Source organism: Phytoactinopolyspora halophila, from assembly GCF_003287285.1.
Taxonomy (GTDB): domain Bacteria; phylum Actinomycetota; class Actinomycetes; order Jiangellales; family Jiangellaceae; genus Phytoactinopolyspora_A; species Phytoactinopolyspora_A halophila.
The window spans coordinates 274240-287103 of record NZ_QMIG01000002.1; the positions used below are offsets into that span (position 1 = coordinate 274240).

The following is a 12864-nucleotide window of genomic DNA, read 5'->3' on the forward strand; positions in this document are numbered from 1 at the left end:
GCATCCGGCGCCCTCGGCACGAGAGAATCCCCCGGGAATTCGGCCTCCCACAACCCTTTCGAGTCCGGATGCCATCTCTGGACGCGATTTGAGATACTGGTGACTCGTGAGCTCCACTGCCAGCCGTGCCCGCACGCCAAAGGCCGATGCCGTCATCCAAGCGGCCGTCGAGCAGGCGCGCGCCGTCGCCCACGAGACCGGCGGCGCCGACGCAGTCGGTGAGCATCTGGGACACCGGGCCGAGGATCAACGCGTGCTCACCCACTACTTCGCCTGCACGCTACCCGGCTATGTCGGCTGGCGATGGGCGGTCACGATGGTCCGTGCCTCGCGCTCGAAGCGGGTCACCGTCAACGAGTGCGTGTTGGTACCCGGAGACGACGCCGTCCTGGCACCCGCCTGGGTGCCCTGGGAACAACGGGTGTCCCCGGAAGATCTCGGCCCCGGCGATCTCCTTCCCGTCGCCGACGACGACACGCGCCTGATACCTGGCTACACCTCAATCACCGATCCCGACGTCAACGATGTCGTCGACGAGCTTGGCCTGGGCAAGGAATGGGTGCTGTCTCGTGAAGGGCGCGACGCGGCGGCACAACGCTGGTACGACGGCGAGGCCGGACCGCACACCGAGCTGGCCAAAACCGCCCCCGGGCGGTGCGGCACGTGTGGGTTCGCGATCGCGCTGGGCGGATCGCTGCGCCAAGCGTTCAGCGTGTGCACGAACGAGCGGACACCGTTCGACGGGACCGTCGTCAGCCACGATCACGGCTGCGGCGGGCACAGCGACGTCCGGCTTCCCACGACCGCCGGCGAGACACCCGAGCACGTGGTTGACACCCTGACCTACGAGCTCGTCCCGCTCGAGTCCGGTCGATCGCGCTGACAGCCGGGAGATTCCGAAGCGACCCGGCCGGAGCCGACGCGTTCGCTCTCTCGCCTCCGCGACACCGATACTGACCTCGTGGACACATTGGGCACGCAGGCGATCCGGGAACGCGTGCTGGCGGCCTGGACCGCGTCGCCGGCTCGATTTCGCGAGGACGCCAACGCCGAGGAAGAGCTGGCTCTCGGCGCCTATCGGGACCGGCTCGTCGTGGAACTGGCTCAGAACGCCGCGGACGCGGCACTTCGGCACGGCACACCCGGACGGTTGCTCCTGCGCCTCGACGGCACCACCTTGCTCGCCGCGAACACTGGCGCGGCATTGGACTCCGAGGGGGTCGAAGGGCTGTCCACGCTGAGGGCGTCGACCAAGCGCGCCGTGGCGCCGTCGAGCGGGGACCGCCACAAGGACGACGAGGACGGCGAGCACGCCGCCACCGAACCCGTCGGGCGCTTCGGGGTCGGGTTCGCGGCGGTCCTGGCCGTGACGGACGAACCGCTGATCATCTCTGGGCATGACGTCGTGTACTGGTCCAGGTCCCGCACCCGCGACATCGTCGCGCAGCTTCCCGAGCTCGCTCCCCAGATCGCCGAGCGCGGGCGTGCCGTTCCCGTGCTCCGGCTGCCGTTCGCGACCGATCGGGAAAGCATGCGCGACGTGCTACCGGACGCCGTCCACATCCCCGGACTCGATCAGATCCTCGATACTCACGACACGGCGGTGCTACTGCCGCTGCGCGACGACGACGCGGTGGCGACCGCGCGGCGGCTGATCGATGCCATCGACGACGCGCTGCTCCTCGTCCTTCCCGCCCTTGGCGAGATCGTCATCGAGTCCGGCACCGGGCGCCGCACTCTCACCGCGAGCTCGGCGACCGTACTCGACCACGCCGGTGGAATCTGGGAGCGGCACGTCGGTGCGCGGCGATGGCGCCTGGCACATGCGACGGGCAGCGCATCGGCGGAGCTACTCGCCGACCGTCCGGTCGAGGAGCGCGCCCGGCCGCAGTGGTCGGTCACGGTCGCGGTGCCCGTGGACGACGGGGAGCACCCGGCGCGCCTTCCGGGCACCCAGGGGACAGCCGAGGGCGAGCGGCCGCCGTCGACGGTCGTCCACGCTCCGACTCCTACGGACGATGCCACCGCCCTTCCAGCACTTGTCGTCGGCACCTTCCCGCTCGACTCGACCCGAAGGCGCATCGCGCCCGGACCGCTGACCGACCATCTCGCGAGCCAGGTGGGTGAGACGTACGCGCGCCTCGTGGCCTCGTTCTCGGCACCGTCCGCGCTGGCGCTCGTCCCCGGACCGGTAGGTGAGAGCGAGCTGGACGCCAGCCTGCACCGCTCGGTACGCGAAGCGCTGTCGCGCACCCCGTTCGTCCCCGCCGCGCGCGCAGGCGAGGCGGGGAGCGAGACAGAGATCGTCGCGGGTAGGCGCCTGCGGCCGACAGAGGTACAGCTGGTCGACGGCCTGGAACGGGCAGCGGATCCATCCGCGCTGGCCACCGTCGTGCCCGGGCTGCCGGCTGCGGGCTGGTGGCAACGTGGACCATTGACCAGGCTCGGCGCCACGATCACCGCGCTGGCCGACCTGATCGACGAGCTCGCCACGGTGAACCTGCCCGCCTCCCGCTGGCGGGAGATCTACGCCGCGTTGGACGGTGCCGATCCGGAGGCGCTCGGGGCGCTACCCGTCCCCCTCGCTGACGGACGCCTGGGACGAGGACCCCGCGGCGTGCTCCTGCCCGGCGAGGTGGACGCGGACCTTCTCGCCACCTTCCAGCTCCGCGTGGCCGCACCGGAGGCCGTACATCCGCTGCTGGCCCGTCTCGGCGCGGTTCCGGCAACGCCGTCGTCCGTGCTGCGCGATCCATCGGTGCGCGCCGCCATCGACACCGCCGACGACGATCGTGCGCGCGAGCTCGCGGACGCCGTCCTCCAGCTCGTGGCAGCCGGTGACCTGACGGCTGCCGACGAGCCGTGGCTGGCCGAGCTGCCCGTTCCCGATGCGACCCAGACGTTGGCCCCCGCAGCCGAGTTGCTGCTTCCGGAGTCACCGCTGGTGGCCGTGCTCGATGTCGAACCCGCCGAGTACACGGTGGATGCCGACGTCGTGAACCGGCACGGGCGTGAGGTACTCCGCGCCGTCGGCGTGCGGGAGAGTTTCGCCGTCGTGCAGGAGAACGATGTCCCCCTCGATCAGGAGCTCTGGCACGATCTCGACGGCGAGGACACGTGGGTCGAGGCCACGCTGCGCGATCTCCCTGACGACGACCTGCCGCCCCTCATCCCGACGTTCCGGGCGATACGTGACCTCGATCTCGTCCATGATGGGTCCTGGGCCCGCGCGCTCGGCTTGCTGGCCAGCGATCCCGAGGCACGTCCGGCCATCGTCGAGCCCATGTTCGCCGTGACATCCGACGGCGTGCGCCACGCGGCCGAGCCATACAGCGCCTGGTGGTTGCGCCGACATGCGCGATGGGAGGGCTGGCGGCTGGACGAACTCTGCACCCATGACGCCACCCCGACGCTGCGTGCCTTGCTGCGCCCCGTGGCACTCGACACCGACCTGGCGATCGATACCACGTTCGCTTCAGCGCTCGGAATCGCCCGGTCGCTCGCCGACGTTCGCACTCGCACACTGCTGGAACGCCTTGGCGACCCGGCCGTTTCCCTGAGCTCCACCCAGCTGGTCGAGATCTACACCGAGCTCGCCACGCGGTCACCGGACACTGCCGAACCACCGCAGTGGCTGCGCGTCCCGGATGGCGCCACCACCCGGCTGGTCGACGCGCGCGATGCCGTGGTCTGCGCGGAGCCGCACTGGCTCCAGCTGGAACTGCCCGCCGTCGTTCCCGGCCCACCCCGCCTCGCCGACCTCTTGGAAATCGACCTGGCCGAGGAACGATACGACGCCGGGCCCAGCCACGACGGCCGGCAGCTGCCCGTGCCGGAGCTCACACATGCGGTCCTCGACGAAGCGCCACGCAGCTATGTGGAGCACGACGATCTCGTCGTCGCCGGCCAATCGGTCGACTGGTGGATCGACCGGGCGCACGGCCACAGCACGGTGCACGCGTCCACGCTGGACGGTCTCGCGCGTGGGCTCGCCTGGATGGCGGGCGCGTGGGAACGGCGATGGCTGCTCGCTCAAGTTTTGCAGGATCCAGCGGCACTGACCGTTGCGCTGCTGGAAGAGTCCTTCACCGACCGCGCCGAACGGCACTCCAACTCCTGGTGAAACGCTGCCGGCCCCGAAGCTTTCGGCCGATCGGTTCGCAGCCTCCCGTCGATGCCAACTAGGCTCTTCCTATATGGGGAAGGGACGACGTCGGACCCGAGAAGCATCGGACGTCCAGCCATTGGACGTCGACGGTGTCCGTACTGTCGCCATCCTCACCGTTCTGTGGGCCGTCGCTTTCGTCGTTCTGGCCTTCAACCGCGCACGGCTCGAACAGGCCGGTCATGGCTGGCTGCTCTGGACCTGCCTCGCCGGCGTCGGCGCCGGACTCCTGGGGATCGAGTACACGCGCAAGCGCCGAGAGGCGATCGCGGAAGCGGAGGACGAAGACGAGGTCGAGGTCGAAGACGGCGAGCCCGATCCCTTGCCTGCCGAGTCCGGCTACGAGCCCGGCCCCGTGACCGGCACCCCCGCGTACGGCACCACCCCCGCGCACGGCACCGAGCCGCCCGGAATGACGGACGACCATACCAACCGCTATCCCGGCGCTGGCGATCCCCACACGGATCCGGGCACCAACCAGGGCGCCACCGCCGGGCCGGGTCCGGTCGACACGTCTTCTCGCATACCCGGAGCACCTACCGAACCGGACCCGGCCGAGACACCCGACACACCGTCTCCAGCCCACACACCGATCCCGCCGGGCACAGGCGGCCCATCCGGCACGCCGCACACACCGGCCTCACCCGGTACGCCAGCCCCTCCCGGTGTGCCACACACGCCCGCTGCGCCGGGAAACGCGCACCCGCCGATGGACACGGGTGGAACGTCACCGAGCGCACCCACACGGCCGATCCAGAGCTCGCCAGCGGCCGAACCACCGGCGGATCCACCGTCGGATCCGCCGGATGGGAACGGCGGACCACCCGCTCACCCCGCGCAGCCACGGCGTCGCCGTTCCCGGGGTCCTGCACGTCCCGGACGCGTCGACGTCGCCGACGTGCCGGAGATGTTCCCCCCTGACGACACGGGTGACACGCCGACGTCCGAGGGCTCCGGCGAACGGGACCGAGGATCCGAACCCGGCTCGATATGGTCGGAGCTCATCGACACCGATGTTCCCAGGCAGCCGGATCCCGAGCCCACCACCGGGCTCTCCGATCCCGACGAGCCGCTGCTCGACGACACCACGCTTGGCGGTCGCCGGGCCAGGCGCTCCGACGCGGATTCCGAGGTCGACGACACGACCCGCGGCGGTGGCCGCCCTTACCGTGGCCGGCGCGCACGCCGCGACTCGGACAGCGCCTGACCTCTCGCCAAACCGTCCTGTCAGGAGCGTCTGTCACGTACGTGACTGGAACTTAGCAAGGGTAATAAGTTACAGTAACGAAAGTGTCAGCGACAGAGCCTGGTAATCAGCAAGCCTTGGGCAAGCTCAAGGTGCAGCATCCACGTACCCAGGCAGGGTTGGCCAGCTCGCTGCGGATCGCTATCGGCCGGCTGAACCGCCGTATCAGGAACGAGAAGGAAGACGATTCCCTCACGCTCAACCAGCTCTCCGCGCTCGGGGTGTTGGAGCGGCGCGGGCCGATGCCGGTTGGTGAGCTCGCCGCCCTGGAACGCGTCCGGCCGCCGTCGATGACCCGGATCGTCTCGGCACTGGAGGAGCTCGGCCTCGTGGTGCGCGAACCGCATCCGGTCGACCGCCGGCTGGCCGTCGTACGCATCACCGAAGCCGGACTCGGCCGCACCGCCGCGGACCGTAAACGCCGAGATGCGTGGCTCGCGCATCGGCTTCGTGACCTTACCCCCGACGAACGGAAACAGCTACGTGACGTACTACCGATATTGGAGAAGCTGAGTCGCTCGTGAGATCCATGTTCCGCTCCCTACGTCATCGCGACTACCGGCTGTACTGGTCGGGCATGCTGGTGTCCAACATCGGCACCTGGATGCAGCAAGTCGCGCAGCTCTGGCTCGTACTCGTCGTCCTCGATGGGGGAGCTCGGGCAACGGGTATCACGATGGGACTCCAGTTCGCCCCTTTCCTCCTCGTCGTGCCATTCGGTGGTCTCCTGGCCGACCGGCTGCCCAAGCGGCAGCTGCTGATGTTCACCAACGCCTTCCTCGGCAGTGTCGGGCTCGGGCTCGGCATCCTCACGCTCACCGGCGTCGCCGAGATCTGGCATGTCTACGTGCTCGCGTTCCTGCTGGGAGCCGCCAAGGCCCTCGACAACCCGGCGCGTCAGGCATTCGTCTCCGAACTGGTCGGCAAGGACGACCTCCCCAACGCCATCGCCCTGAACAGCACATCGTTCAACACCGCACGGCTCATCGGACCGGCCGTGGCGGGGCTGCTCATCAGCCTGCTGGGGACCGGCTGGGTCTTCATGATCAATGCCGCGACGTTCGCCTCCCCGATCATCGCCTTGTCCTTGCTGCGTTTCCGGCCGGAGAGAGCCGCCGGCCACGACGACACGGGGACGGCTCTCGGCCGGCTCCGCGAAGGCGTCAGCGTCGTCCGGTCCCGACCGGATCTGCTCATGGTCATGCTGGCCATCTTCGGGCTTGGCACGTTCGGCATGAACTTCGAGATGACGATGGCGCTCATGGCCACCGAGGTCTATGGCAAGGGCGCCGGCGAGTACGGCGCCCTCGGCTCGCTGCTCGCCGTCGGAACGCTCTCCGGGGCTCTCCTGGCCGCACGCCGCAAACACCCACGGCGCCGACTCATCCTGGGTGGCGCGACCGTGTTCGGAACGCTGCAGGTCGGGGCCGCGTTCATGCCGAATTACTTCCTGTTCGCCGCAGCGCTCATTCCGTTGGGCCTGATCACCATGACCGTGCTCATCGCGGCGAACACCTACGTGCAAATGACTGTTGCCCAGGAGGTCCGCGGGCGGGTCCTGGCCCTGTACATGATGGTCCTCATGGGAGGAAAGCCGCTCGGAGCGCCGGTCGTGGGCTGGGTGGCCGACGTCTTCGGCGCACCGTGGTCCTTCATCGGCGGCGGCACTCTCACCGTGACGTTCGCCATACTCGCCCTCGCGCTCTTCGCACCTCGCAGCGGTGTCAGGCTCCGGCCGCACATCCGGCCCCGTCCGGGCGTGGACGTAATCGTCAACATGCCCGTCCGCCGGCCACCGGATCGCACACCGCAGGAGGATGCGAAACCGCGCGCAGCCTGATATCGAGGGTTGGTACCTTCCATCGACGAAGTTGACTCGTGAGACTCTTCACCGCGATCGTCCCGCCGTCGGCGGCCATCACCCACTTGGCCGCTGCGGTCCAACGTGTCCGCGATGATCACCTGCGCTGGACGGACACGACGGCATGGCACGTGACACTCGCGTTCTATGGCGATGTCGAGGAAGCCGTGGTCCCCAAACTGGTCGAGCGCCTCACCCGGGCCGCACGCCGGTACGCGCCGATGGAACTCCAACTCGCCGGATCGGGCCGGTTCTCGCGCAGCGTGCTGTGGATCGGTGTCCACGGCGAGCGCCGCCCCCTCGGCCGGCTCGCATCGTCCATGGTCTCCGCAGGCCGGCGCTGTGGAATACCACAGCATCCCAAACGCACGTTCCGGCCACATGTGACCATCGCGCGTGCCGCCCGGCGAGCGGACCTCCGCCCCTATGTGTCATCCCTGGCCGACTATTCCGGGCCTCCGTGGGAGGCCGAGGAAGCAGCCCTGATCCAATCCCACCTCGGCGAGGGATCCGAGGGCCACCCCCGCTACGAAACGATCGCTCGCTTCCCGCTGGGCGCCTGAACCCCAGCGACACCACGGTCTGGTCATCGTGTCATGTGCTGGGCCGTCCTCAGCACCTCCATCAGCCGATCGACGCGATGACCACCACGGCAACCATCAGGATGAGAACGATCCCAACGATTCGCCGGGTGCTCTTTCGTTTCACGCTCGTCTCCTACGTGCCCGCTTCTCCCGAGAACGCCGATGCCTGTACCAGCGAGCATGTCACAAGCGTCGCTCCACGACGCGCCTGCACCAGGGCGCAGCCGTCGTTGGAATGCACCACCAGACAGCTCCCGGCCGTGCGCCGACCCTTGAGCTCACCTGACGCCCGGCTGGAATGCGGGCCGGAAAGGGCGGGCGGAAAACCACTACCTGTGGCACCGACAACGCGAAAAGGCGATAGTCAATCATCGTCCGGTCTAGCCGAGAATGGCCGAACGGACGATCGTGTCACCCGCAATCGCGGGTTTATGCTCTTCATAAGCGAGCACGACGGGGGATATCGCGAGCCCCTCCATTCGGAGGCATCCGGGGTTGACGCCCAGCCGCTGCGGCTCTCGCGCGGCTGGGCGCCCTCTCCAGCGGCCTCCAGCGGAATTGCCCGCTCACAACGGCTTCTCCCGCTCCACCATGACAGGACTCTCTGGTGAAGCGGGAGACTTCCACATATGAAGAAAGTGGGGTCCGGACGAAACTATCCGGACCCCACTTTTCTTGAGCGAGTGTGGGACAGGGACGCAAAGCGACCCCCTACCCCCGATCAATCACCGATTCGCTCGACGATCCAGTCGATGCACACCGTCAATGCCTCAACATCCGCGGGCTCGACAGCGGGGAACATCCCGACCCGGAGCTGATTACGACCCAGCTTGCGATAGGGCTCGACATCGACGATGCCGTTGGCACGCAGCGTCTTCGCGATCGCCGCAGCGTCGATCGATTCATCAAAGTCGATCGTCCCGATGACCTGCGAACGCGCCCCCGGGTCAGTGACGTATGGCCAGGTGTACGACGTCTTCTCGGCCCAGGCATAGAGCCTGCCCGCCGAATCGGCCGTACGCCCGACCGCGAAATCGAGACCGCCGTTGCCGTTCAGCCAATCGAGCTGCTCGGCGAGCAGGAACAGGGTCGCCACTGCCGGAGTGTTGTACGTCTGATCCTTGCGCGAGTTGTCGATCGCGGTCGGAAGATCGAAGAACGTCGGGATGTAACGATCCGAGGAGGCGATCTCGTCCACGCGAGCGAGCGCGGCAGGCGAGAACACGGCCAGCCACAGCCCGCCATCCGACGCGAAATTCTTCTGCGGCGCGAAGTAGTAGACGTCGGACTGGGTCAGATCGACCGGAAGTCCTCCGGCTCCACTCGTGGCGTCGACCAGCACCAGGGCATCTTCGGCACCCTCGACTCGCTGCACCGGTGCCATCACACCCGTGGACGTCTCGTTGTGCGGCCACGCATAGACATCCACGCTCTGGTCCGCTTGCGGCACCGGGAGTGTTCCCGGCTCTCCCTTGATGACCTGCGATTCATCCAGCCAGGGAGCCTTCGCCGTCACGGCTGCGAACTTCGACGAGAACTCGCCGAAGGACAGGTGCTGCGCCTTACGACGCACCAAACCGAACGCGGCGATGTCCCAGAAGGCGGTGGAACCGCCGTTGCCGATGACGACCTCGTAGCCGTCAGGAAGATCGAACAGGGCGGCGACACCCTGCCGTACTCGACTCACCAGGTCCTTCACCGCGGCCTGACGATGCGATGTGCCCAGCACCTGGCCGCCTTGCTCGGCCAGGGCGGTCAGCGCTTCCCGGCGAACCTTGCTCGGTCCCGAGCCGAAGCGGCCGTCTGCGGGCTTGAGATGTTCAGGAATCTGCAGTGCGGTGGTCATCCGATCCTCTCCGGTTGCTATCCGGGCGATGTGCTGATGTGTGACCACGCTGTCGTTCAGCCATTGTGCCGTATGTTCACTTCACAGCCCAGTCCGGGTTCCATCCGTCGACCGCGGCGGCTTCCCGCGGACCGGGCCCGCTGTACTTTGCCGAAGGCCGAACCAGCCGGCCAGTCTTCTTTTGCTCCAGGATGTGTGCGCTCCAGCCGGCCGTGCGGGCACACGTGAACATCGACGTGAACATCGAGGCGGGAATCTCCGCGAAGTCCAGGATGATCGCGGCCCAGAACTCGACGTTGGTCGCGAGCACCCGGTCCGGACGGCGGGCCGCGAGCTCGGCCAGCGCCGCCTTCTCGAACGCCTCGGCGACCTCGTATCGGGGCGCGCCCAGCTCCCGCGCGACCCGCCGGAGGGTTCGCGCACGCGGATCTTCGGCACGGTAGACGCGATGTCCGAAACCCATCAGGCGCTCCCCGCGATCGAGGACACCCTTGACGTATGCCGTAGCGTCGCCGATCCGTTCGATCTCTTCGATCATGGCGAGCACCCGCGATGGCGCGCCACCGTGCAGGGGACCGCTCATGGCTCCCACGGCCGCGGACATCGATGCCGCGGCGTCGGCCCCCGTCGAGGCCACGACCCTGCCAGTGAACGTCGACGCGTTCATGCCGTGTTCGGCTGCGGAGCTGAAATAGGCATCGACAGCCGCGACATGCTGGGGATCGGGGTCGCCCCGCCACCGGGTCATGAACCGGTCGACGATCCCGTTCGCTTCGTCGACACGTTTCTCCGGCACCATCGGCAACTCGATGCCGCGAGCCGACTGTGCCACGAACGAGAGCGCTGTGGCCGTCACCCGGGCGAGCTGATCACGCGCCTCCTCGGCGGAAACGTCCAGGAGGGGCTGAAGGCCCCAGGTCGGCGCCAGCATAGCCAACCCGCTCTGGACGTCGACGCGCACATCGCCGGTGCGCATCGGGACACGGAACGGCTCGTCTGGTGGCAGGCCCGGATCGAAACGGCCGTCAACGAGTAGCCCCCATACTCGCTCGAAGGGCACCCTGCCGACGAGATCGTCGATGTCGACACCGCGGTACCGAAGAGCGCCTCCTTCCTTGTCCGGCTCAGCGATCTCGGTCTCGAACGCGATGACACCTTCGAGACCGTGCTGGACCTCCGACATGTGCACTCCTTCGTGTCAGTCCCGCGCCGCGCCGGCGAACGGGACGAATACCCACCAGACCGAGTTTCCATCATGCCCCGGAGATAGTGAGGAGTGACAAGTTGAGATGTACATAATGTGTGTTTTCCCACAATTCATTGATACTTCATGCTAGGCATCCCCTGACGTGCCGACTTTCCCGGCATGCCCACGACACGGATAGGGAACGCCTGTCAGAGTGTGCATGTGACGAACACGCTGGGCCGCCTGCGACGTCGATATGCATCGACCCGCCTGCTGGAACAAGATCTGGCCGACGAACCCTTCACGCAATTCCGCGCGTGGCTGCACGATGCCGTCACGGCCGGGCTGAGCGAACCGAATGCGATGGTGCTGGCGACCGCGACGGCAGACGGCACGCCGAGCGCCCGCCACGTGCTGCTCAAGGAACTGGATTCCGAAGGATTCGTCTTCTTCACCAACCACGAGTCTCGAAAAGTGTCGGAGATCCACGAGAATCCACGAGTCTCCCTATGCTTTCCCTGGTTTCCGATGGAACGGCAGGTCGTGGCGTGTGGAACGGCCGCACCGGTCAGCCGGGAGGAGAGCCGGGCGTACTGGGTGACGCGCCCGCGCGAATCGCAGATCGGCGCATGGGCCAGCGCGCAATCGGCCGTCATCGATTCGCGTGCGGACTTGGAGGCGTCCGCGGCCGCCGTGGCCGCGAAGTATCCGCACGATCTTCCATTGCCCGACTTCTGGGGCGGGTATCGTGTCGTGCCGGACACTGTCGAATTCTGGCAGGGTGGCCCGGGCCGCCTGCACGATCGTCTGCGGTACCGGCGCGCCGGTGCCGGACTGCCAGATGATCAGACGGATGCGTGGACGATCGAGCGGCTGGCACCGTGAGTCTCGTCCATCGCGTTGCTGGCCGTCCCGGATTGCTGGCCGTCCCGGACGTTGTGCCCTCGGCAGCCATTCCTCCCGGACGAAGACAGCCCGTGGGCCGCTTCCGTGCACGAGGCACGGCCGGGGCGGACTGACCCCGGAGCCCACGGGCCGGGTGACTACTCCGTATTGCCAGCACACCTGCCGACAGAACGAGGCCACCTAGGTCCTCGATTCGGGCACGCTGCTAGCGAGCAGCCACCTCACGTGTCCAAGAGCTATTCATCTGCTGGACCACCTCCTTTCCCGTGTACTCGACACAGTAGACGCGACATATCCGGCGGGGCAATGGATTATCCGCACGGAGTTCACGTCGGCAGGGTGATCCAGGTGGCCAGCGCCCGGCCAAGCTCGTGGCCACCCGCGGAGTAGATGGTGGTGGCCGTCCAGGTCTTTCGGCCTTCACCGCCGAGGAGCTGTCCCATGACGACGCACACCTCGCCGGCACTCGGCGTTGCCTCGATCCGGGCGGCCATCCGGCCCAGCACCATGGGCCGCCCCTCGATCGGCGCGGTCCATCCACCCGGGCAATCGAGTCCGGCCCACACCCGGCGCACGTCACCGGCGTCGTCCTCGGAGACCGTCCAGAGACACGCGGTGCGTTCGCCGTCCAGCCGACCCGGAAACAGCCGCATGCCGTCGCCCGCCTCCCGGAGGGGACCACAGACGAAACACTCCGGGAAGGGGTGCTCGGCCAGGCCCGGGTATGCCGCCGACGCGGCACGCGCCTCGGCGACGTCGACGGGCGGCACCGCGACGGAACCCTCCATCGCCGACGGGGCCGGCACGCCCTCAGCGACCGTCTCGTCACCCTCGACGAGCCGCGCCCCGCCGTCGCCCGGCACGATCTCCAGCGGCACCTCCAGCGGTGGTGGTTTGCGCAGCGTCACCTCCACGACCGGGGCCTGCATGTGCGCCGCGACGAGACCGCAGACGTAGCCACCGTTGCCCGATGAGACCGGTCCGCGAAAGCGCCGGTCGATGCTCAGCCTCATGTCCATGACGGTAGCCGATCAAGGCCTGGTGCACGGGCAGCGCCGAGACGGTACGGT

General features: G+C 67.9%; 10 protein-coding genes. 7 read left to right on the forward strand and 3 right to left on the reverse strand.

What is annotated here, in order from left to right:
• The first annotated feature begins 106 nt into the window (after positions 1-106).
• From DPM12_RS03760 to thpR, 6 genes are all read left to right on the forward strand, one after another.
• Entirely contained in the window at positions 107-883 is a 777-nt protein-coding gene (locus DPM12_RS03760; RefSeq protein WP_112257137.1) for a DUF3027 domain-containing protein, read from the forward strand.
• A 78-nt stretch (positions 884-961) separates the two neighbouring features.
• The gene (locus DPM12_RS03765) at positions 962-4123 is read left to right on the forward strand and encodes a sacsin N-terminal ATP-binding-like domain-containing protein (RefSeq protein ID WP_112256922.1); all 3162 of its coding nucleotides are present in this window, start codon (positions 962-964) and stop codon (positions 4121-4123) included.
• 73 nt (positions 4124-4196) lie between these two features.
• The gene (locus DPM12_RS03770) at positions 4197-5372 is read left to right on the forward strand and encodes a DUF2530 domain-containing protein (protein WP_112256923.1); all 1176 of its coding nucleotides are present in this window, start codon (positions 4197-4199) and stop codon (positions 5370-5372) included.
• A gap of 83 nt (positions 5373-5455) precedes the next feature.
• Positions 5456-5935: a MarR family winged helix-turn-helix transcriptional regulator gene (locus tag DPM12_RS03775; protein WP_211658358.1), complete on the forward strand. Its 480-nt coding sequence runs from the start codon at positions 5456-5458 to the stop codon at positions 5933-5935.
• Between the two features lie 5 nt (positions 5936-5940).
• A complete protein-coding gene (locus DPM12_RS03780; protein WP_211658359.1) occupies positions 5941-7251 on the forward strand; it encodes an MFS transporter in 1311 nt (436 codons plus the stop codon).
• Between the two features lie 38 nt (positions 7252-7289).
• Positions 7290-7835, forward strand: coding sequence for an RNA 2',3'-cyclic phosphodiesterase (gene thpR / locus DPM12_RS03785; protein WP_112256925.1), 546 nt, complete (start codon positions 7290-7292; stop codon positions 7833-7835).
• 742 nt (positions 7836-8577) lie between these two features.
• Here thpR and serC read toward each other — a convergent pair.
• Both serC and DPM12_RS03795 read right to left on the reverse strand, forming a co-directional pair.
• Positions 8578-9702: a phosphoserine transaminase gene (serC, locus tag DPM12_RS03790; RefSeq protein WP_112257139.1), complete on the reverse strand. Its 1125-nt coding sequence runs from the start codon at positions 9700-9702 to the stop codon at positions 8578-8580.
• Between the two features lie 76 nt (positions 9703-9778).
• Positions 9779-10885: a citrate synthase 2 gene (locus DPM12_RS03795; protein WP_112256926.1), complete on the reverse strand. Its 1107-nt coding sequence runs from the start codon at positions 10883-10885 to the stop codon at positions 9779-9781.
• Positions 10886-11110: 225 nt separating this feature from the next.
• Between DPM12_RS03795 and pdxH the strand changes: the two genes are divergently transcribed.
• The gene (gene pdxH / locus DPM12_RS03800; protein ID WP_211658361.1) at positions 11111-11773 is read left to right on the forward strand and encodes a pyridoxamine 5'-phosphate oxidase; all 663 of its coding nucleotides are present in this window, start codon (positions 11111-11113) and stop codon (positions 11771-11773) included.
• 347 nt (positions 11774-12120) lie between these two features.
• Here pdxH and DPM12_RS03805 read toward each other — a convergent pair whose 3' ends face one another.
• A complete protein-coding gene (locus DPM12_RS03805; RefSeq protein WP_211658363.1) occupies positions 12121-12807 on the reverse strand; it encodes a hypothetical protein in 687 nt (228 codons plus the stop codon).
• Between the last annotated feature and the right edge of the window lie 57 nt (positions 12808-12864).

What these genes read in the sequence shown, in the direction of transcription:
- DPM12_RS03780 (WP_211658359.1), top strand. Translation starts at nt 5,941, where the DNA reads ATGTTCCGCTCCCTACGTCATCGCGACTACCGGCTGTACTGGTCGGGC.
- DPM12_RS03795 (WP_112256926.1), bottom strand. Translation starts at nt 10,885, where the DNA reads ATGTCGGAGGTCCAGCACGGTCTCGAAGGTGTCATCGCGTTCGAGACC.
- DPM12_RS03805 (WP_211658363.1), bottom strand. Translation starts at nt 12,807, where the DNA reads ATGAGGCTGAGCATCGACCGGCGCTTTCGCGGACCGGTCTCATCGGGC.
- DPM12_RS03770 (WP_112256923.1), top strand. Translation starts at nt 4,197, where the DNA reads ATGGGGAAGGGACGACGTCGGACCCGAGAAGCATCGGACGTCCAGCCA.
- serC (WP_112257139.1), bottom strand. Translation starts at nt 9,702, where the DNA reads ATGACCACCGCACTGCAGATTCCTGAACATCTCAAGCCCGCAGACGGC.